This window comes from Nocardiopsis chromatogenes YIM 90109, assembly GCF_000341185.1.
Classification (GTDB): domain Bacteria; phylum Actinomycetota; class Actinomycetes; order Streptosporangiales; family Streptosporangiaceae; genus Nocardiopsis_A; species Nocardiopsis_A chromatogenes.
Genome location: NZ_ANBH01000298.1, coordinates 1 through 19,642 on the forward strand (window position 1 = coordinate 1; position 19,642 = coordinate 19,642).

The 19,642-nt window shown below is 73.4% G+C and carries 23 protein-coding genes and 1 pseudogene; 12 read left to right on the forward strand and 12 right to left on the reverse strand.

Annotated features, from left to right (window positions below):
• Positions 1 to 112 precede the first annotated feature (112 nt).
• The 5 genes and pseudogenes from D476_RS0126600 to hisN form a co-directional block, all read right to left on the reverse strand.
• A complete protein-coding gene (locus D476_RS0126600) occupies positions 113 to 802 on the reverse strand; it encodes an ABC transporter ATP-binding protein (protein WP_017626941.1) in 690 nt (229 codons plus the stop codon).
• Positions 802 to 1,860: an efflux RND transporter periplasmic adaptor subunit gene (locus tag D476_RS0126605; RefSeq protein WP_017626942.1), complete on the reverse strand. Its 1,059-nt coding sequence runs from the start codon at positions 1,858 to 1,860 to the stop codon at positions 802 to 804. The genes D476_RS0126600 and D476_RS0126605 overlap by 1 nt, the downstream gene beginning before the upstream one ends.
• A gap of 58 nt (positions 1,861 to 1,918) precedes the next feature.
• Positions 1,919 to 3,137, reverse strand: a pseudogene (locus D476_RS34715) (ABC transporter permease).
• A gap of 526 nt (positions 3,138 to 3,663) precedes the next feature.
• On the reverse strand, positions 3,664 to 4,203 hold the full coding sequence (locus D476_RS0126615) for a hypothetical protein (RefSeq protein ID WP_017626945.1): 540 nt from the start codon (positions 4,201 to 4,203) through the stop codon (positions 3,664 to 3,666).
• Positions 4,204 to 4,283: 80 nt separating this feature from the next.
• Positions 4,284 to 5,090, reverse strand: a complete 807-nt coding sequence (gene hisN, locus D476_RS0126620; RefSeq protein ID WP_017626946.1) for a histidinol-phosphatase — start codon at positions 5,088 to 5,090, stop codon at positions 4,284 to 4,286.
• A gap of 125 nt (positions 5,091 to 5,215) precedes the next feature.
• Here hisN and D476_RS0126625 point away from each other — a divergent pair, with 125 nt between their 5' ends.
• The 3 genes from D476_RS0126625 (at position 5,216) to D476_RS0126635 (ending at position 7,286) form a co-directional block, all read left to right on the forward strand.
• Positions 5,216 to 5,827, forward strand: coding sequence for a TetR/AcrR family transcriptional regulator (locus D476_RS0126625; protein ID WP_017626947.1), 612 nt, complete (start codon positions 5,216 to 5,218; stop codon positions 5,825 to 5,827).
• A gap of 131 nt (positions 5,828 to 5,958) precedes the next feature.
• A complete protein-coding gene (locus D476_RS0126630; protein WP_017626948.1) occupies positions 5,959 to 6,672 on the forward strand; it encodes an HAD family hydrolase in 714 nt (237 codons plus the stop codon).
• Positions 6,673 to 6,737: 65 nt separating this feature from the next.
• Positions 6,738 to 7,286, forward strand: coding sequence for a DUF2087 domain-containing protein (locus D476_RS0126635; protein ID WP_239648833.1), 549 nt, complete (start codon positions 6,738 to 6,740; stop codon positions 7,284 to 7,286).
• 57 nt (positions 7,287 to 7,343) lie between these two features.
• Here D476_RS0126635 and rsgA read toward each other — a convergent pair whose 3' ends face one another.
• Together rsgA and aroA are read right to left on the reverse strand one after the other, a co-directional pair.
• A complete protein-coding gene (gene rsgA, locus D476_RS0126640; RefSeq protein WP_017626950.1) occupies positions 7,344 to 8,333 on the reverse strand; it encodes a ribosome small subunit-dependent GTPase A in 990 nt (329 codons plus the stop codon).
• Positions 8,330 to 9,604 (reverse strand): 3-phosphoshikimate 1-carboxyvinyltransferase, encoded by a 1,275-nt coding sequence (gene aroA, locus D476_RS0126645; protein WP_026123883.1) that lies wholly within the window; start codon positions 9,602 to 9,604, stop codon positions 8,330 to 8,332. Before aroA ends, rsgA begins: the two co-directional genes overlap by 4 nt.
• A gap of 104 nt (positions 9,605 to 9,708) precedes the next feature.
• Between aroA and D476_RS0126650 the strand changes: the two genes are divergently transcribed.
• Positions 9,709 to 10,206 (forward strand): OsmC family protein, encoded by a 498-nt coding sequence (locus D476_RS0126650; RefSeq protein WP_017626952.1) that lies wholly within the window; start codon positions 9,709 to 9,711, stop codon positions 10,204 to 10,206.
• A gap of 68 nt (positions 10,207 to 10,274) precedes the next feature.
• The gene (locus tag D476_RS0126655; RefSeq protein ID WP_017626953.1) at positions 10,275 to 10,730 is read left to right on the forward strand and encodes a DUF1801 domain-containing protein; all 456 of its coding nucleotides are present in this window, start codon (positions 10,275 to 10,277) and stop codon (positions 10,728 to 10,730) included.
• A gap of 54 nt (positions 10,731 to 10,784) precedes the next feature.
• On the opposite strand, the gene D476_RS0126660 is transcribed toward D476_RS0126655, so the two are convergent.
• A complete protein-coding gene (locus tag D476_RS0126660) occupies positions 10,785 to 11,552 on the reverse strand; it encodes a VOC family protein (protein WP_017626954.1) in 768 nt (255 codons plus the stop codon).
• Positions 11,553 to 11,696: 144 nt separating this feature from the next.
• Positions 11,697 to 12,056, reverse strand: a complete 360-nt coding sequence (locus D476_RS0126665; RefSeq protein WP_017626955.1) for a hypothetical protein — start codon at positions 12,054 to 12,056, stop codon at positions 11,697 to 11,699.
• Positions 12,057 to 12,265: 209 nt separating this feature from the next.
• Between D476_RS0126665 and D476_RS0126670 the strand changes: the two genes are divergently transcribed.
• The gene (locus tag D476_RS0126670; protein WP_051061854.1) at positions 12,266 to 12,520 is read left to right on the forward strand and encodes a GntR family transcriptional regulator; all 255 of its coding nucleotides are present in this window, start codon (positions 12,266 to 12,268) and stop codon (positions 12,518 to 12,520) included.
• Positions 12,521 to 12,587: 67 nt separating this feature from the next.
• Positions 12,588 to 12,824 carry a GntR family transcriptional regulator gene (locus tag D476_RS0126675; protein ID WP_040727442.1) on the forward strand — a complete coding sequence of 79 codons (237 nt, stop codon included), beginning with the start codon at positions 12,588 to 12,590 and terminating at the stop codon, positions 12,822 to 12,824.
• Between the two features lie 24 nt (positions 12,825 to 12,848).
• On the opposite strand, the gene D476_RS0126680 is transcribed toward D476_RS0126675, so the two are convergent.
• From D476_RS0126680 to D476_RS0126690, 3 genes are all read right to left on the reverse strand, one after another.
• Positions 12,849 to 13,265 carry a TIGR03668 family PPOX class F420-dependent oxidoreductase gene (locus tag D476_RS0126680; RefSeq protein WP_026123886.1) on the reverse strand — a complete coding sequence of 139 codons (417 nt, stop codon included), beginning with the start codon at positions 13,263 to 13,265 and terminating at the stop codon, positions 12,849 to 12,851.
• A 72-nt stretch (positions 13,266 to 13,337) separates the two neighbouring features.
• Positions 13,338 to 14,153, reverse strand: coding sequence for an ABC transporter permease (locus tag D476_RS0126685; RefSeq protein WP_017626959.1), 816 nt, complete (start codon positions 14,151 to 14,153; stop codon positions 13,338 to 13,340).
• Positions 14,150 to 15,136, reverse strand: a complete 987-nt coding sequence (locus tag D476_RS0126690; RefSeq protein WP_026123887.1) for an ATP-binding cassette domain-containing protein — start codon at positions 15,134 to 15,136, stop codon at positions 14,150 to 14,152. The genes D476_RS0126685 and D476_RS0126690 overlap by 4 nt, the downstream gene beginning before the upstream one ends.
• 446 nt (positions 15,137 to 15,582) lie before the next feature.
• On the opposite strand from D476_RS0126690, the gene D476_RS37680 reads away from it, so the two are divergent.
• The 5 genes from D476_RS37680 (at position 15,583) to thiC (ending at position 19,178) form a co-directional block, all read left to right on the forward strand.
• Complete coding sequence (locus D476_RS37680) at positions 15,583 to 15,789, forward strand: Scr1 family TA system antitoxin-like transcriptional regulator (RefSeq protein WP_152529448.1); 207 nt, start codon at positions 15,583 to 15,585, stop codon at positions 15,787 to 15,789.
• Positions 15,782 to 15,964 (forward strand): DUF397 domain-containing protein, encoded by a 183-nt coding sequence (locus D476_RS36755; RefSeq protein ID WP_026123888.1) that lies wholly within the window; start codon positions 15,782 to 15,784, stop codon positions 15,962 to 15,964. Before D476_RS37680 ends, D476_RS36755 begins: the two co-directional genes overlap by 8 nt.
• Positions 15,965 to 16,145: 181 nt before the next feature.
• Entirely contained in the window at positions 16,146 to 16,325 is a 180-nt protein-coding gene (locus D476_RS0126710) for a DUF397 domain-containing protein (RefSeq protein ID WP_026123889.1), read from the forward strand.
• Between the two features lie 68 nt (positions 16,326 to 16,393).
• Positions 16,394 to 17,257 (forward strand): SOS response-associated peptidase, encoded by an 864-nt coding sequence (locus D476_RS0126715; RefSeq protein WP_017626964.1) that lies wholly within the window; start codon positions 16,394 to 16,396, stop codon positions 17,255 to 17,257.
• A gap of 310 nt (positions 17,258 to 17,567) precedes the next feature.
• Positions 17,568 to 19,178, forward strand: a complete 1,611-nt coding sequence (gene thiC, locus D476_RS0126720) for a phosphomethylpyrimidine synthase ThiC (protein ID WP_051061855.1) — start codon at positions 17,568 to 17,570, stop codon at positions 19,176 to 19,178.
• Positions 19,179 to 19,642: the final 464 nt, after the last annotated feature.

Sequence of the window (19,642 nt, forward strand, 5' to 3'; positions counted from 1 at the left end):
AGGTCGCAGGTTCAAATCCTGTCCCCGCTACCACGGCGAAGGGGCCCGGTACTCGATCGAGTACCGGGCCCCTTCCGCATTCTCCGGGGGCGCTCCCGGGGCACCGCCGGTGTCACTCCGCCGGGCGCGTGCACCCCTCCTCGATGGCGATCCGGCGGTCGGCGGCCGCGGCCACCGACGGCTCGTGCGTGACGATGACGACCGCCGCGCCCCGGGTTCGGGCCTGCACCAGGAGCTGGTCCATGATCTGCTCGCTCGTGGCGCCGTCCAGGGCGCCCGTGGGCTCGTCGGCGAGCACCATGGCGGGGTCCATGCTCAGCGCCCGCGCGAGCGCCACACGCTGCTGCTCACCGCCGGAGAGCTGGTGCGGGCGGGAGGTGGCCCGGTCCCGCAGCCCCACCGACTCCAGCAGCCTGCGGCCGTGCGCGCGGCGCCGGACGGCGGGCACCCCGCCCAGCACCATCGGCACGCACACGTTGGCCAGCGCGGTGCGCCGCTCCAGCAGGTGGAAGGTCTGGAAGACGAACCCGACCCCGGTGTTGCGCAGGCGGGCCCGGCGGCCCTCGCCCAGCCGCGTCACGTCGACGCCGTCGAAGACGTGCTCGCCCCCGTCGGCCCGGTCCAGCAGCCCGATCATGTTCAGCAGCGTGGACTTGCCCGAGCCCGACCGGCCGACGATCGCCACCACCTCTCCGCGGCCCACTTCCAGCGCGCAGTCGACCAGGACCGGCAGGCGCCGCCCGTCCACGGTGAAGGACTTGTGCAGGCCCCTGATGCGCAGCAGCGGGTCGGAGCCGCCCATCAGCCCACCTCCACCAGGGCGCCGTCGGGCCCCTCGCCGCCCTCGCCGCCGCCGGGCACGTCGAACTCCTCGGACAGCGGGACCGGGTCGAGGACCTGCTCGCCCTCCTCCAGGCCCTCGGAGACCTCGATCATCTCGCCGTCGGTGATGCCGAGCACCACGTCGCGGTCCTCCTCGGCCCCGTCCGGGCCCACGACGACGACCTGCCCCTCCTCGGAGCCGCCCCGCACGGCGGTGGCCGGGACCAGCAGCGCCCCTTCGGAGGAGCCGGTGGTGACCGAGACCTTGCCGGTGACCCCGGCGAAGACCTTCATGTCGTCGGGCACGCGGCAGGTGAGCTGGGCGGTGGCCTCGCCGCCCCCGGAGTCGGCCCCGGGCATCATCAACTCCTCGGGCATCCCGTCCCCGCCCGAGTCGCCGGAGCCGTCGTCGGAGGAGGAGTCCTTGGCGCCCAGGGACATCAGCTCGCACTCCTCGGCGGGCGGCCCCTTGTCGATCTTGAGGGTGATCTCCTCGGGGTCGTCGTAGAAGCGGTACAGGTCGTTGGGCGGGATCTCGGCGACCGCGCGGTACCGGCCCCCGCTGATGGCGGCGACGGCCGCGCCGGGCTCCACCGGGTCCCCGGCCTCCAGGCCGTCCAGGCCGCCGACCTTCCCGCCGACCGGTGCGGTGAGGTTCACCTCCCGCGTCTGCGGGCCCTCCCCGCCGTCCGCGCCCTCGCCCCCGCCGCCGTCGGGCGGGGCGTCGACGGGGGCGCGGACGGTGGCGATCGGCGCGCCCTGGTCCACCTCCTGGCCCTCGCCGACCCACACGCGGGTGACGGTGCCCCCGCGCTTGGCGACGACCTCCTTGGCGGGGTCCTCCTGGACGACGGCGTCCAGGACCACCGTGTCGGTGATGTCGCCGACCTGCACCGGAACGGTGGCGGGCTCTCCGAGCCCGCCGCCTCCGGCGACGTCCTCGGGCGGCGGGGAGCCGCCGCCCCACAGGGCCCAGGCCCCGCCCGCTCCGCCGACCAGCACGACGGCGACCGCCGCGACGATGATCCATCTCTTCACGTGATCCGCTCCTCTTCGCCCGTCCGTCGGCGCGGCCGCTCGCCGCTCCGGCCGCCCGTCACTCCCGCAGCCCCGCCACGACGGAGATGCGCAGCGCCCGCCAGGCCGGGATGATCCCGGCGAGCAGCCCGACCCCGGCGGCGCTCCCCAGGCCCACCAGCACGCCGGAGAGCGGGACGGTGACCACCACCCCGTCCGGAAGGCCGTCGGCGAGCAGGGAGTGGGCGACCCCGGCCGCGCCGTAGCACAGCGCCAGCGCGACCACCCCGGCGACCATGGCCACCACCACCGCCTCGGCGACCACCACGACGAACATGGACAGCCGGTCGGCGCCCATCGCGCGGTAGACGGCCAGCTCGCGGCGGCGCTCGCGGACCGTCACGAGGCCGACGTTGAGCACGCCGAGCAGGCCGGTGGTCAGCGTGATGGCGGCGATGCCCAGCAGTCCCAGCGACAGGTAGTCCAGGACCTCGCCGATCGTCTCGGCGTCGTCCATCCGGTAGACCTCGATGGTGTTCGCGTCGGCGTCGGGGGCCCAGCGCCAGGAGGCACCGGCCAGCCGCTCCTTGTAGCCCTCCGGGTCGGCCCCTTCGGGCGGAACCCGGACCGCGTACCGGAGCCCGCCCATCATCCCCGCGGCCCCGGAGGCGCCCTCGGGGAAGGCCATCTCCTCGGAGGCGGGGGAGTTGAGCAGGTAGGCCGTGCCGCCCTCGCCGCCGAAGGAGTCCATGGCGGTGGCCTCCACCACCCCGACCACCCGCACGTCCCGCCAGCTGCGGCTGGCGACCCGGNCCGTCGGCCTCCAGCTGGTCGGCCAGGTCGTCGGTGAGCACCACCACCGGGGCGACCGACGCGGTGTCGCCCTCCTCGAACCACCGGCCCTCGGTGAAGTCCATCCGCCGGATGTCGTCCAGGGCGGGGTCGGTGACGGTGAACTGCACGCCCTGGACCTCCCGGTCCCCCTGGCGCAGCCGGATGCCCGCCTCGGGCGTGAAGTTCATCGCGGCGGCCCGGCCCCCGGCGCGCAGCATGTCCTCCTTCAGGGCGGCGGGGTCCTCGACGTTCCCGGGCAGGGTGACGTCGTAGGTGGCGGCGACGCCCCAGTTGGCCTCGGAGTAGGCGATCGCGTAGCGCTCGCCGACGTGCCCGGCGGTGACCACGGTGATCAGGGCGGCGACGCCGACGACGATGCCGGCGCAGGACAGGATGGTCCGCGAGACGTTGGCCCGGGAACCGGCGAAGGCCAGGACGAGGCCCGAGGTGAGTGAGCGCAGCAAGCAGACGGCCCTTCCTCGGCGGGGTCGGGGTGCGGGGCGGGCCCGGAGGGGTCCATCGACATCATCGCGGAGGGAGAGGGCGGCGGTTCCCCGTCGTGGCGGGGAATTCGGGCCGGAGTTCCGGATGGTCCGGATCGGGGAGCTGCGGTGGGTCCGGTCCGTGTGTGCCGGGCGGTCCGGCGCGGCCTGCACCGACGCGGCAGCGACGGCGGCCGGAGGGCGGGGGGCACGGGAGGCGGGCGGCGCGGAGCGCCGTCCCGACGGGCCGCGGAATGGCCGGATCCGGCCGAGTAGAGGCGAGAAGAGGGGAGGAGAGAGGAGAGGGCCCCGGACGCCCTCAGGGCGCGCCCGCGGGAGCGGCGTCATCTCCGTCCGCCCCCTGCGGCGATCTCGACGGAGGTGCTGCCGAAACCGCTGGTCCGGAAGCACCGTCGTCGAGAGCGCCGCAGGGGCGCCTGGTGGGCGGCGTGAGGGGCGCTCGGATCCGGCGGACGCCAGCGGCCTCCGGCGGCCCCGGAACGGCGGGTCACTTCACGCGGAAGCCGTCGCAGGAGATGAACGCGCCGTCCTCGGCGGAGGACCAGACCACCGTGTAGGTGCCCTCCTCCGGGGCCGCGGCGCCGAAGTCGCCCGGGAAGTCCAGCTCGGCCCAGGAGTCGCCCGCGGCCTGCGCCTCGGCGGCGCCGAGGGCGCCGTCCGGTCCGGCCACCTCGGCGCGGACCGCCAGGTCGGCCCCGCCCGCGGCGTCGCGCAGGCCGAGCTCGGCCGGGCCCTTGCCGAGGGGCTCGCGCGGCGCGGAGGTCTCCCACTCTCCGGGCACGGCGGTCGACGCGCGCGGCTCGCACGCGGCGGCGCCGGGGGAATAGCGCATCTCGGACGGTTCGGGCTCGGGCACGGCCGAGGCCCCGGCGGCGCGGTCGGCGGCGATCCGGGCCTCCAGCTCGGAGGTGTCGGGGCGGGGCGCCGCCCCGCACCCGGCGGCGGTCAGCGCGCACGCGGCGGCCAGGGCGGCCGCCGCGGCCGTCCGGGGCGGGCGGCGGCGGGCGTCACGGTGATCTGCGGGCACGGACCGAAATCTACTACGGAGAGTGTCCGTGTGATCGCGATCCGCTGAATCGGTCGCACCGGCCGGGGCCGGGGCGGGGCTCAGACCGGGCGGACCGGCGTCGGCCCCCCGTTCAGCCAGGTCAGCACGCGGTCGTGCAGGGCGCCGTTGGTGCACACCAGGGCGCCCCCGTCGGTGAAGTTCTGCCCGCGCAGGTCGGTGGCGCGGCCCCCGGCCTCCTCCAGCAGGACCGGCAGCGGCGCGGCGTCCCACAGCGACAGTTCCGGCTCGGCGGCGATGTCCACCGCGCCCTCGGCGACCATCACGTGCGACCAGAAGTCGCCGTAGGCGCGGGTGCGCCACACCGAGCGGGTCAGCCCGAGGAACGCCTCCAGGCGCCCGTGCTCCTCCCACTCGGCCATGTCGGAGAAGGACAGCGAGGCGTCCTCCAGCTCGGCGACCTTCGACACCCAGCAGCGGGTCGCCTTGGTCAGGCTGCGCCCGCTCCAGGTCCCGCCGCCGAGCGTGGCCCACCACCGGCGGAACAGCGCCGGTGCCGAGATCAGGCCCATCACCGGGCGGTCGTGCTCCAGCAGCGCGATCATCGTGGCCCACACGGGGACGCCGCGGACGTAGTTCTTCGTGCCGTCGATGGGGTCGATCACCCACACGCGGTGGCTGTTGCCGGTCTTCCCGTACTCCTCGCCCACCACGGCGTCGCGGGGGCGCGCGCGGGACAGGACGCTGCGGACCGTCTCCTCCACCGCGCGGTCGGCCTCGGTCACGGGGGTCAGGTCGGGCTTGGTCTCCACCCGCAGATCCAGGGAGCGGAAGTGCTGGAGAGAGATGTCGTCGGCCGCGTCCGCCAGGACGTGGGCCAGACGCAGATCATCGTCAAAGGACGCCATGGCCGGTAACGCTACCGTCCCCGCACGCCCCGCGGCAGTCCGGCACCCCCGCGCATGGAGGATCCGCGCCACGGGCCGCGACCTGGGCCCCTCGTCCCGGGGCCCCGGGATGGCACCATGGCCCTATGGCCTCCGAAGCATCCTCCCCCGCGGCGCCCCCGGCGCCGGGCGCCCCGCGCCAGGGCGACGTCCGCGAGCGGCTGCTCGACGCCGCCTACGCAGCCGTGGTCGCGGGCGGGTGGGCGCGCATGCGGATGGCCGACATCGCGGCGAACGCGGGCGTGTCCCGGCAGACGCTGTACAACGAGTTCGGCGCCAAGGAGGGGCTGCTGCAGGCGGTGGTCATCCGGGAGGCCGACCGCTTCCTGGACCGCACCGAGGCGATCGTCTCCGGCCACCCGGGCGACGCGGCCGAGGCCGTCCGCGAGGCGGCGCTGTGGACGCTGCGCGCCTCGGCGGAGAACCCGCTGGTGCGGGCGGTGATCACCGGTGAGGGGGAGCTGCTGCCGGTGCTGACCACCCGGTCCCGGCCGCTGCACCTGGCCCTGCAGGAGCGGATGAACGCCTACCTGCGCCGCCACCACCCGCGCCTGGGGGAGCGGGGCGAGGTGCTGGTGGAGGTCTCCGCCCGGCTGATGGTGTCCTACGTGGTCTCGCCGACCGACCCCGAGGTGGCGGCGTCCCGCGTCGAGGCGGTGGCCCGCGCCCTGACCGGACCGGTGCGCGAGACCGCCTGACCCCGGCCGCCCCGCCCGGTGCGCGCAGGCCCGCACGGGCCCCGGTCCGGCCGCCCGGTGGGCCCTCCGGCGGCCCCGCCGGGGCGGAGCGGCGGATTCCCTTTTCTCCCGTTCGAGACGAGACTGGCAGGGTGAGCGATACGACGACCGCGCCGCCCCGACCCGCGGCGCCCGCACTCCTGTTCGACCTCGACGGCACCCTCATCGACAGCGTGTACCAGCACGTCATCGCCTGGCGGAACGCGCTCGCCGAGGCCGGGATCGACCTGGCCGTGTGGCGCATCCACCGGCGCATCGGGATGAGCGGCGGGCTGTTCGTCAACGCCTTGGTGCGCGAGACCGGCCTCAAGCTCACGGCCGAGCAGGTGGAGGCGGTCCAGCGGGCGCACGCCGAGGAGTACCTCAAGCAGCGGGCCTCGGTGGTGCCCCTGCCCGGAGCGGTGGAGCTGCTGCGCACCCTGAGCGACCGGGGCATCGGCTGGGCGATCGCCACCAGCGGGCAGCGCCGCACCGCCGGGCACGCCCTGGAGCTGCTCGGGCTGCCCGAGGACACCGTCATGGTCACCCGCGACCAGGTGCGGTTCGCCAAGCCCGACCCGGACCTGTTCCTGGCCGCCGCCGAACGGCTGGGCGCCGACCCCCGGCAGGCCATGGTCGTCGGCGACAGCGTGTGGGACCTGCTGGCCGCCCGCCGCGCCGGGGCGCTCGGGGTGGGGCTGCTCTCCGGCGGCTACGGCCGCGACGAACTGGAGCGCACCGGCGCCTACCGGGTCTACACCGACCCGGCGGACCTGCTGGCGCGCCTCGACGAGCTGGGCGTGCGATCGGGGGACGAAGCGGTGTGACGGGCGGTGGCGGGCGACCGGAGAAGCGGGTGACGGCCCGCACGGCCTCTGCTTGCATGGGGGCCATGTCCGACCCTGACGCGCTCCGCCTCCTGGGACTGCTCAGCGCCCCCGACCGGCTGCGCGCGCTGTCGGCGCTGGTGCTCGGCGCCCGCACCGGCGAGGAGGTCGCCGCCCGTACGGGGATGCCCGCCAGGGACGCGCTGGCGGCCCTGGAGAGGCTGGAGCGCGGCGGCGTCGCCGTGCGCGAGGAGGGGGAGTGGCTGCCCCGGCCCGAGGCGCTGCGCGAGGCGGTGGCCCGCGCGGCCGAGTCCCGCGCCGAGGACCCGGTGCCCGAGGGGGCGGGCGGCGAGGAGGCCGCGGTGCTGCGGTCGTTCCTGCGGGAGGGGCGCATCGTGGCGCTGCCGGTGCAGCGGGCCAAACGGCTGGTGGTGCTGGACCACGTGGCCCGTGCCTTCGAGCCCGGGGTGCGCTACAGCGAGCCCGAGGTGAACGCGGTGCTGCGGGTGTTCCACTCCGACCACGCGTCCCTGCGCAGGGCCCTGGTCGACGAGGGGTTCCTCGACCGCGACAGCACCCGCTACTGGAGGTGCGGGGGCACCGTGGACGTGTGAGACGGGGCCGCGGCGCCCCTCGGCGCCCCTCCGGGACGCGCCTCAGCGGGGACGGGCTCAGGCGCCCTCTTCGCCCGTGCGGCTGGCGAGCAGGCGGCGCAGGGAGGCGACCCGCGCCTCGGACAGCCGCCCCTCGGCCGCCCACGCGTCCAGGGCGCACCCCTGGGCGTCGGCCGTGTGCGGGCAGCCCGGCGGGCACTCGGCGACGGCCTCCGCCAGGTCGGGGAAGCCCGTTACCACGTCGCCGGGGTCGATGTGCGCGAGCCCGAAGCTGCGCACCCCCGGGGTGTCGATGATCCAGCCGCCCCGGTAGGGCAGCGCCACCGCCGACGTCGAGGTGTGGCGGCCGCGCCCGGTCACCGGGTTGACGTGGCCCACCGCCCGCTCGGCCTCCGGGACCAGCCGGTTGACCAGCGTCGACTTGCCCACCCCGGAGGAGCCCACGAGCACGCTGGTGCGGTCGGCGAGCAGGCCGTCCAGGTCCGACAGGTCGCCCTCGTGGTCGGTGACCACGTGGCGCAGGCCCAGCGAGGCGTAGCCCTCCAGCAGGCCTCCGGCGTGGGCCAGGTCGGCCTTGGTCAGGCAGAGCAGCGGGTCGAGCCCGGCGTCGTAGGCGGCGACCAGGCACCGGTCGATCAGCCGCGGCTGCGGGTCGGGGTCGGCGAGCGAGCAGACCACCATGAGCTGGTCGGCGTTGGCCACGATCACCCGCTCCACCGGGTCGGTGTCGTCGGCGGTGCGGCGCAGCACCGAGTCGCGGCCCTCCACCCGCACGATGCGGGCCAGGGTGCCCGGCCCGCCGGTCAGGTCGCCCACCAGCGCCACCCGGTCGCCGACCACGATGCTGCCGCGGCCCAGCTCGCGGGCCTTCATCGCGGTGACCTCCTGGCCGTCGACCAGGCAGCGGTACCGGCCCCGGTCCACTGCGGTCACCATCCCGGCGGCCGCGTCCTCGTGCTTGGGGCGCTTGCGGGTGCGGGGGCGCGAGCCTCCGCGCGCGCGGACACGGACGTCGTCCTCGTCCAGGTGGCGGCCGCCGCCCCTCACGCCAGGACCCCCGCCCACAGCCCGGGGAAGTCGGGCAGGGTCTTGCCGGTGGTGGCGATGTCCTCCACCTCCACCCCGGGGACGGCCAGGCCGATGACGGCGCCGGAGGTGGCCATGCGGTGGTCCTCGTAGCTGTGGAACAGGCCGCCGTGCAGCGGGCGCGGGCGGACGACCAGGCCGTCGGGGAGCTCCTCGGCGTCCCCGCCCAGGCGGTTGACCTCGCGCACGAGCGCGGCGATGCGGTCGGTCTCGTGGCGGCGCAGGTGGGCGATGCCGGTCAGCCGGGAGGGGGAGTCGGCCAGGGCGGCCACCGCGGCGATGGTGGGGGTGAGCTCGCCGACGGCGCGCAGGTCGGCGGTGATGCCGCGGACCGCGCCGGTACCGCGGAACTCCAGGCCCGCGTCGGTGAACGCGGCCTCGCCGCCCATCCGGGCGAACAGGTCGCGCAGCGCGTCGCCGGGCTGGGTGGTGCGGCGCGGCCAGTCGCGCACGGTCACCCGGCCGCCGGTGACCAGGGCCGCCGCGAGGAACGGGGCGGCGTTGGACAGGTCCGGCTCGACGGTGACGGCGTCGGTCTTGACCGCGCCGGGGGCCACCCGCCACACGTCGGGTTCGGCGGTGTCGACCTGCACCCCGGCTTCGCGCAGCATCTCCACCGTCATGTCCAGGTGCGGCTGGGAGGGCACGGGCGGGCCGGTGTGGCGGACCTCCACGCCCTCGGTGAAGCGGGCGCCGCTGAGCAGCAGGGCGGAGATGAACTGGGAGGAGCCGGAGGCGTCCAGCTCGACCCGGCCGCCGCGCACCGAGCCGGTGCCGCGCACGGTCATGGGCAGCGCGCCGCGGCCGCCGTCGTCGATGTCGGCGCCGAGGGCGCGCAGGGCCTGCAGCAGGGGGCCGACGGGGCGCTCGCGGGCCCGGGGGTCGCCGTCGAAGCGCACGTCGCCGTCGGCGAGGGCGGCGAGCGGGGGGACGAACCGCATCACGGTTCCGGCGTTGCCCACGTCCAGGTGCACCGGGCCGCGCAGGGTGGCGGGGGTGACGGCCCAGTCCTCGCCGTCCTCGCGCACCCGGGCGCCCAGGGAGCGCAGGGCGTCGGCCATGAGGCGGGTGTCGCGGCTGCGCAGGGGGCGGCGCACGGTGGCGGGCGTCTCGGAGAGCGCGGCCAGCACGAGGGCGCGGTTGGTCATCGACTTCGAGCCGGGCAGCGCGACCTCGGCGTCCACGGGGTGCTCGGCGGTGGGCGCGGGCCAGTGCGGTGCGGATGCAGGCATGCCACCAGCCTAGCCGCCGGGTGCGCGGGCCCTGCCGGGTTCGTCAGGTCGCGCGCGTGGCAAGCTGGCGCCGCGGGCAACACGACCGACGGAAGGGCGGGGCGATGGCAACGGAGACGCGGCACCGGGACAAGGAGCACGGCTACGAGGTGCGCGTGCGGTGGACGGGCAACCGGGGCGAGGGCACGGCGTCGTACCGGGCCTACGGGCGCGACCACGACGTGGAGACGGAGGGGCGGCCGCTGCTCAAGGGGTCGGCCGACAAGGCGTTCCGGGGCGACGCGGACCGCTGGAACCCCGAGGACATGCTGGTGGCGGCGCTGAGCGAGTGCCACATGCTGTCCTACTTCGCGCTGGCGGTGGGCGCGGGCGTGAACGTCGTGGCCTATGAGGACCGGGCGACGGGCACCATGGTCACCCACGCCGACTCCAGCGGGGAGTTCACCGAGGTGGTGCTGCACCCGGTGGTGACGGTGGCGGAGGCGTCCATGGTGGAGAAGGCCGAGGCGCTGCACGAGAAGGCGCACGCGGCGTGCTTCATCGCCCGGTCGGTGAACTTCCCGGTGCGCAACGAGCCGGAGATCCGGGTGCAGGGGGAGTAGGGGGTGAGGGGGCGGCCGTTCCGCGCGCCGCCCCGGCCGCCGGTCCGGGCGGGCCTAGGATCGGTGCCATGGTCCAGAGCGGTGCGGCGACGCCGGAGGAGTACCTGGCCGAGCTCGGCGAGGAGCGCAGGGCGGTGCTGGCCGAGGTGCGGCGCGTGGTCCTGGAGAACCTCCCGGAGGGGTACGCGGAGGCCGTGGACTACGGGATGATCGGCTACCACGTCCCCTTGGAGCGCTACCCGAAGACCCACAACGGCCGCCCGCTGGGCTATGCGGCGCTGGCCGCGCAGAAGAACCACAACGCCCTGTACCTGATGGGGGTCTACGGGCCCGAGCAGGACGAGTTCCGTGCGGAGTGGCTGGCGGCGGGCAAGCGGCTCGACATGGGCAAGGCGTGCGTGCGGTTCAAGCGCCTCGACGACGTCCCGCTCGACGTGGTGGGGCGGTGGGTCGCGAGGTGGCCCGTCGACGCGTTCATCGCCCGCCACGAGCGCCTCCGGGCCCGAGGGGGCGCCGGAGCATGAGGGGGCCGTGCCTCCCACGGGCACGGCCCCCTCGTCCGCCCTCTCCGGTACCGGTCACTCCCCGCCGGGGGTCTGCATCAGGCCGAAGCCCGCGCCCTCGGGGTCGGTGAGGGCGGCCGCGGTGACGCCGCCGGGCATGCGCATGGGCGGCATGACGGTGGTGCCCCCGGCCTCGGCCGCCTTGGCGACGGTGCCCTCGATGTCGGCCGTCGCGAACGAGGGGAGCCAGTGCGGCGGGATCTCCTTCGGGTAGCCCTCGTCCGAGCCCTGGTCGAAGACGCCGCCGAAGGGGGTGCCGTCCAGGGAGAGGACGCGGTAGCCGGTGCCGCCGCCGAGCTCCCAGCCGAAGAGGCGGCCGTAGAAGTCGGAGGCGGCGGCGACGTCGCGGGTGTGCAGGTCGACCCAGCACAGCGAACCGGGCTCGCCCATGAGCTGTGCCCCGGCGACGTCGTTGGCCTGCCAGAGCTGGAAGACGGCGCCGGCGGGGTCGGCGGCGACGGCGAAGCGCCCGTCGTCGAAGACGTCGATGGGCCCGAGCACGGCCGCGCCTCCGAGCCCGCGGACCGTGTCGAGGGCGGCGTCGATGTCCTCCACACGGAACGAGACGTTCCAGGCGACGGGCTGCTCGTCCCCGTAGAGCGGAGTGATGGCGGCGACGCGGCGGCCGCCGCGCGAGGCGATGGTGTACCCGCCGGCCTCGGGACGCGGATCGGTCGCGGTGTCCCAACCGAACACCCGGCCGTAGAAGTCCCCTTGCCGGGGGATGTCCTCAGCCCCCAGCTCGACCCAGCAGGGCCCGTTGACCTTCGGTTCCGTCGTCATCGCCGGTCTCCGTCCGTCGTTGGCGGCCAATGCCCCGGATGCTAGGCGGGGCCGGTGACGTTTTCCGGCAGACGCGCTGGGGGCGCCGCCCGTGCCATGAAGAAGCGGCCCCGCCGAAGGGCGGGGCCGCCGGTGCCGGGAGCGTCAGGCGTCCAGCTTGGCGACGATCCGCGCGACCATGTCCTGCATCTGGCCCATCTGGGTCTTGAGCGAGTCGACGTCGCTCTTGAGTGTGGCCACGTCGCTCTTGAGTGTGCCCACGTCGCTTTCGAGCGAGCCGAGCCGGTTCTCCATCGCGTCGAGGCGCCCCTCGACCGCGTCGAAGCGCAGGTTGACCTGCCGGAATCCCTCCCGGGTCTCGCGGCGGTGCTCCATGAACGCGTCGGCGAGGGAGTTGATCCGGTCGTCGGTGTTGGCCTGGTAGGCCTGGATGCTCTGCTTGTCCAGTGAGCGTTCGACGAAGGCGGCTTCGAGGTTGGTGAGCCGTCGTTCGATCTTGCGCATCGGGGGTGTTCCCTTCCATCAGGGAAGTAGGTGTTCATAGGTTAGCCGCGGTGCGGCCGTCGGGCGGGGTGCCGCGTGGGCCTGTGGATGACTGTTGGGCCCAGCTGGCGTCTGGGCCCTCGGAGCGGCCTGCCATGCTATAAGCAATCTATAGCAATAGATAGCACTTTGTGTCTTTAGGCAGGTCAGGGGTGGTCTACTCTGGCAGGGTGACTGACGAAACCGAGATTCCGGCCTTTGCCCCAAAAGGGCCGCAGCTCGTCTACGTCGCCGTGGCCGACCACATCGCCGCGCGTGTCAAGGCAGGGGAGCTGCGTCCAGGCATGCAGCTGCCTCCTGAGCGCGAGCTGGCCGAGGAGTACGGAGTCGCCTACATGACGATCCGTCGTGCCAATAAGGAGCTGAGGGAGCGCGGACTCATCGTCACCGTTCACGGAAAGGGCACGTTCATCACCGAGTCCTGACCGACGGTACCGAGTCCTGGCCGACGATGCCGGGAGATTCGAGGACTCCCCTGTGGACGGTGATGCCGTGCCGATCGACCTCGATGGCCCAGAACCGCTGTACGAGCAGATCGCGGGGGTACTGGGAGCCCGAATCGCGGACGGGGTCTATACCCCTCGGCGCAGGATCCCGTCCGAGGCGGCGCTGTGTGAGGAGTCCTCCGTCTCCCGGCCGACCGTGAGAGCGGCCGTGAAGCTCCTGAACGATCGAGGGCTCACTGTGACGGTTCGCGGCCAAGGAACGTTCGTCGCGGGGGAGGGCTGATGCCTGGCCCGGCATTCGCCTCGATTACCGGAATGACCAGCCCGACCACCGGATCACCCGGATGAGGATCACGGGCCCTTCCGGGCGCCTGTCGGAGTATTGGGCGTACCTCGCCGCCAAGAGGCCGAGCGCGTGCTCGCGCTGCTCGCCGTCGAAGGCGACCTGCGCGCTGCCGTCCGCCCGTGCCCACCACAGATGGGACCAGTCGTCCGAGTACTCGTCCGCCAGGAGGCACACGTTCGGGTTCTGCTCGATGTTGGCCAAGCGTTTCAGGCTCATCGTCGACTTGGGCTTGTGGTCGATCGCGGTCACGGCGATGTCGCCATCGACTGCGAACGTCACCGGTACGCAGTGGGGTTGCCCCTCTGCAGAGACGGTGGACAACCGCGCAACGCGGTGCTCGGTAAAGGCTGTCCGTGCCCGATCAGGTGTCCAACGCACTCTCCGAGCCTCGCATGGACGGCGGCCCCGGCTCCAGGGGGCGGGAGCCGGGGCCGCTTGTCGGTCAGGGGGTCACACGCCCACTCCCCTCCGCATGGCGCGGGTGCCGAAGATCAGGCCCAGGGCGGCGACCACGGCCGCGGACAGCGCTCCCCAGGCGATGGAGGGGTCCGTGAACGATCCCGCGAACAGGGTCCGCATCGCGTCGGCGATGTGGGCCACCGGGTTCACCAGCGCCACCGCCTGCAGCCACCCCGGCCCGAAGTCCATCGGGAGCAGCACCCCCGACAGCAGCATCAGCGGGAACACCGCCAGCTGCGTCACCCCGTAGAACAGCTCCCCGCTCGGGGCCGCCTTCATCGCCAGCAGGAACGACAGCGACCCGAGGCCGACGCCGAAGACGGCCAGCAGGAGCAGACCGGCCAGCAGCCCGAGCGGATACAGCTCGAACCCCAGCGGGACCGCCAGCAGCACGATCAGCACCGACTGCGCCAGCAGCAGCGCGAACTCCTTCAGCGCCCTGCCGATCAGCATCGCCGTGCGGTTGAGCGGGCTGACCAGCATGCGCTCCATCGCGCCGCCGAGCAGCTCCATCAGCAGCGTGTAGCCCGCCATCATCGGGCCGAACAGGGCCAGCATCACCAGCACCCCCGGCACGAACCACTGCCAGGACCCCTGGTCGCCGCCCGCGCCGACGGTCCCCAGCAGCGGGCCGAAGAAGAACAGCAGCAACAGCGGCTGCCCGAGCGTGAACAGCGGCCCCAGTGGCTCCCGGACCGACGGGGTGATCTCCCTGGTGAACACCGTGGCCACGTCGCGGACGAAGCGGGGCACGGGGGATGCGGACGGCGGGGCGGACGGTCGGGCGGCGGTCGTCGTCGTGCTCATTCGGCGGGCTCCTCTTCGGTCAGGCTCCGGCCGGTCAGGGCCAGGAACACGTCGTCCAGCGTCGGCCGCACACCGCGCGCGGCGGTGACCTTCACCCCGGCCTCCTCCATCGCCGTCAGGACCTCAGGCATCGCCGTGTCCGCGTTCGCGACGGGGACGGGGAGAGCGGAGGCCATGGAAGGGGACGGGGGAGAGGAGGAGGGCGCGGACGAGGGGGCGAACCGGTCGGCCACCTCCGCCGCCCTCGCCGCGTCGGCCTCGTCCCGCAGCGCCAGCTCGATGCGGTCGCTCGCCAGGTCCGCCTTGAGCCGGTCGGGGGTGCCGTCGGCGATGGTCCGTCCGCGGTCCACGATCACCACCCGTTCGGCCATGTCGTCGGCCTCCTCCAGGTAGTGCGTGGTCAGGAACAGCGTCATCCCGTTCTCCTCGCGCAGCCGCAGGATGAACTCCCAGATCTCCGCCCTGCTGTGCGGGTCCAGTCCGGTCGACGGCTCGTCCAGGAACAGCAGCTCCGGTGCGTGCACCAGCCCCAGGGCGATGTCGACCCGGCGCCGCTGCCCGCCCGAGAGCGTGGTGGGCGTCCGGTCCGCCAGCTCCCGCAGCTCCAGCCGGTCCAGCAGTTCGTCCGCGCGCTCCCGGGCCCGCGCCCGGGTCATGCCGTAGGCCTTGCCCTGGGCCACCATCTCGTCGCGGACACGGTGGGAGTCGGAGGCGGAGTTCTTCTGGCTCACGTAGCCGATGCGCCGCCGCACCCCGTCCGGGTCCGCGGCGATGTCGCACCCGGCGACGGTCGCCGTCCCGTAGGTGGGCGGCAGCAGGGTGGTGAGCATCCGCAGGGTCGTCGACTTTCCGGCGCCGTTCGGGCCGAGGAAGGCCAGCAGCGTGCCGGCCTCCATGTCGAGGTCGAGGCCGCGCACCGCTTCGACCGGCGGCCTCCCCCGCTTCTGCGTGAACGTTCTGGACAGTCCTCGGGCATGGATCATGGCCCCTCCTCGGGGTGGCTCGGATGGGTGGCGAGCGGGTCCGCGCCCGCTTCTCGGCACGGCGAAGGCCCCCGCTCGGGGGGTGCTCGGCTCGGAAGGGCCTTGATTCTGACCCGGGAAATCGGGGAAGGCGAACACGAATGTCGTGTTCACGTTCGCTCTGACCTGCGAAAACGCGAAAAGGTGAATGTGGCGTCGAAGAAATTTCTTCGGGCCTCGGCGGGCGCGGGGAACAGTGCTCGCGAAACGGCGAATCCCGGCTTCGGGCGGAACCGGGGGAGGTCACCGTTGCGGGGCCGGAGGCTCCTCATCCGGGCGGCGGTCGGTGAAGAGGCGGACGCCGTCGGCGAGGTCGTGGGCCCGGTGGGAGAAGTGGTCGGTATCGAGGAGGGAGCGATAGGGGCGGGCCGCGCGTGATCCCCCAGCCGAAGGCCTATCACCCTGGTATGAGCGGTGCGCTACGGCTTCTCGACTTCAAGGACCGTGGTCCTGTGGTGTTGGTCGAACACTTGGCAGGTGAAGAGATCATCCATGATGCGGATCGGGTGCGTCACCTCCGTACCTTGTACGGAGCCTTGCAAGGCGAGGCTCTTTCCCTAGAGGAGTCGGCGCATGTGCTCAGGAAGGTCAGGAAGGACTACCGAGATGAGTGAGAAGTGCTGGCACAAGTCGAGCTACAGCGGAGGAAGCACAGGAAGCTGTGTCGAGGTCGCTGAGGGGGCCGCCACTGCAGTTCGGGATACCCGAAATCGGGAGCAGGGGCACCTGGAGTTTCCAGCAGCCGAGTGGACCGCTTTCGTGGTCGGTGCTAGATCCGACGAGCTTTGACGCGGCGTCCAGGCTGCCGCGCACGACGATCCGAGTGGTCGAGATGACGAGCGCCCATCAACCCGGCCTTGACGGCCGGTTCCATGTGTTCACCGTCTCTGAGCAGGGGGACTCGTTTACACGGAGACTCGTTCGGGCGGACATCCGGCCGATGGTGAGGATCAGGAGAGGTACGACAATGATGACGAGTGACTGGGGCAAGTCCACCTACAGCACTGGAGCCAATGAATGCCTGGAGGTGCGCGGAGGCGCCGTGCATACTGACGTCCGTGACAGTCAGCATCCTCAGCTCGGCCACATCGTGTACCCGCCTGGTGCCTGGGTCGCCTTCCTGAACAGCGTCCGCAACAGAGAGCTCTGACGCCTCGCGGCCCCGGTCTTGGCCGGGGCCGTGCGCGCTCCTCCCCGGGCGGTGCCAGACTTGTTCCCATGTGCGGACGTTTCGCCAGGGCCAGGAACGCCCACGAGCTCCAGCTCGCCTTCGACTTCGCCGAGGTGCCCGACCCCTCCGCCCCGGCCGACCCGCGTTCCCGCCCGCCCCTCGAAGAGCTGGAACCGGACTACAACATCTGCCCGGGAAAGCCCGTCCACGCCGTCCTCGGCACCCCGCCCAACGAGGCCGCCCGCGGCGTTCCGCCCGGTCCGCGCAGCCTGGCCACCTTCCGCTGGGGCCTGATCCCCTCCTGGGCCAAGGACGCCAACGTCGGCTTCAAGATGATCAATGCGCGCGGCGAGACCGCCGCCGAGAAGCCCGCCTTCCGCGCCGCCCTGGCCCACCGCCGCTGCCTGCTGCCCGCCGACGCCTACTACGAGTGGCAGCTCCTTCCCGAGGCCGTTCCCGGCACCGCCGAGCCCGGCACCTCACCGGCCACCGACCCCGGGCACAAGCGCCGCAAGGCCTCCGCGAAGAAGAAGCCGTTCTCGGTCTCCTACCCCGACGGCGAGCCGCTGGCCCTGGCCGGACTGTTCGAGCGCTGGCGCGACCCCGACGCCCCCGAGGACGACCCCGCCGCGTGGGTGTGGAGCTGCACCGTCGTCACCACACAGGCCACCGGCGGCCTGGAGGGGATCCACGAGCGCATGCCCGTCGTCGTCCCCCGGGAGGAGTGGGCGGCCTGGCTCGACCCGGCCTCCGGGCTGGCCGACGTGCAGCGCGTCATGGCCTCCACCCCGGTCGACGCGTTCGCCGTGCGAGAGGTCTCCACCGCCGTCAACAGCATCAAGAACAACGGGCCCGAGCTGCTCGAACCCCCGGCCCCGGCCGCGGCGGGCGGGGACGGCACCCTCTTCTGACCGCCTCCCGGCCGAACCGTCCCGTACGGATCCGCGGACGCCCCGGGGTGGATCGCGCCGCCCCGCCCCGGTTAGGGTGGCCCCGGTCATATGATCGCCGCGCCCCACGCGCGGTGCACCGTGACGACGGTGCGTGATCCGACAATCGCAAACACGCGGGAGCTCGCGCTTTGGCGGGCTGAGAGGGCGGCTGCCTCCAGAAGGCGGCGGTGCCGCCGACCGCAGAACCTGTTCGGGTAATTCCGACGTAGGGAGGCGTGCCTTGACGGCGCTCGACAACGTCCGACACTCCGTGACCACCGGCCCCATCATGGGCTCGACGAAGGTCTACCGGGAGGTCCCCGACCCCGATTCCGGGTCGGTGCTGCGCGTTCCCCAGCGCAGGGTCGGTCTCAGCAACGGCACCCACTTCGACCTGTACGACACCTCCGGCCCCTACACCGACGACGACGCCGCCATCGACGTGCACGCCGGGCTGGCCCCCGCGCGCGCCGACTGGATCGCCGCCCGGGAACCGGTGGGCGGCGCGGTCACCCAGCTGGCCTACGCCAAGGCCGGGACCGTCACCCCCGAGATGCGGTACATCGCCGCCCGCGAGGGCCTCGACCCCGAATTCGTCCGCTCCGAGGTGGCCATCGGCCGCGCGGTCATCCCCGCCAACCGGTGCCACCCCGAGTCCGAGCCGATGATCATCGGCAAGAACTTCCTGGTCAAGATCAACGCCAACATCGGCAACTCCGCGGTGACCTCCTCGGTCGCCGAGGAGGTGGAGAAGATGGTGTGGGCCACCCGCTGGGGCGCCGACACCGTGATGGACCTGTCCACCGGCAAGCGCATCCACGAGACCCGCGAGCGCATCCTGCGCAACTCCCCGGTGCCCATCGGCACCGTGCCCATCTACCAGGCCCTGGAGAAGGTCGACGGCGACCCGGCCAAGCTGAGCTGGGAGGTCTACCGGGACACCGTCATCGAGCAGGCCGAGCAGGGCGTGGACTACATGACGGTGCACGCCGGCGTGCTGCTGCGGTACGTCCCGCTCACCGCCCGCCGCACCACCGGCATCGTCTCGCGCGGCGGCTCCATCATGGCCGCCTGGTGCCTGGCCCACCACAAGGAGAGCTTCCTCTACACCCATTACGAGGAGCTCTGCGAGATCCTGCGCGCCTACGACATCACCTTCTCGCTGGGCGACGGCCTGCGCCCCGGCTCCATCGCCGACGCCAACGACGAGGCGCAGTTCGCCGAGCTGCGCACGCTCGGGGAGCTGACGCACATCGCCCGCGCGCACGACGTGCAGGTGATGATCGAGGGCCCCGGCCACGTGCCGATGCACAAGATCGCCGAGAACGTGCGCCTGGAGGAGGAGCTCTGCGGCGAGGCGCCGTTCTACACCCTGGGCCCGCTGTCCACCGACATCGCCCCCGGCTACGACCACATCACCTCGGCGATCGGGGCGGCCCAGATCGGCTGGTACGGCACCGCGATGCTGTGCTACGTCACGCCCAAGGAGCACCTGGGCCTGCCCAACCGGGACGACGTCAAGACCGGAGTCATCACCTACAAGCTGGCCGCGCACGCGGCCGACCTGGCCAAGGGCCACCCCAAGGCCCAGGAGTGGGACGACGCCCTGTCCCAGGCCCGCTTCGAGTTCCGCTGGCAGGACCAGTTCAACCTGGCCCTCGACCCGGAGACGGCGCAGGCCTACCACGACGAGACGCTGCCCGCCGAGCCCGCGAAGACGGCGCACTTCTGCTCCATGTGCGGGCCGAAGTTCTGCTCGATGAAGATCACCCAGGACGTGCGCCGCTACGCCGAGGAGAACGGCCTGTCCACGGTGGAGGCCATCGAGCAGGGCATGGCCGACAAGTCCGCCGAGTTCGCCGACCAGGGCAAGCGCGTCTACCTGCCGGTGGCCGACTGACGGCCGCCCCGGTGCGCGGACGGCTCATCCCCGCACCGGGGTGAACGGCGCCCGGAGGGCGGCGGGGCACGGTGCCGCCCCGCCGCCCGCCGGGCGGTCGCCGTGACAGGCGGCGACGGCGGAGCCGGTGCCCCGCTCAAGGGCCCCGGCCGTCCGGCGGGCCGTCGGAGTGTGAGGCGGCAGGCGGCGACGACGCGGGTCGGCGGCCCTTCTGGCAGCGCTGTCGGCCACCCGGTGTGTGGATGGTCACCGTGTTTGGCGGCGACGGCGAGAACGGGGCGGTTCCCTGATCCTGCTTGCCGGGCGGCGGGTTCCCCGCGATCACGGCGACCATGCACACGCCGCGCGGCCGACGGCGCTGCGGTAAGGGGCGCGGACCTCTTCTCGTCGCCGCTGCTTTTCCCTGCGCTCCGGCAGCCCGCCGCCCGGCTGGAGCCCGCGAGCAGGGCACCAGCCGTGCCGCC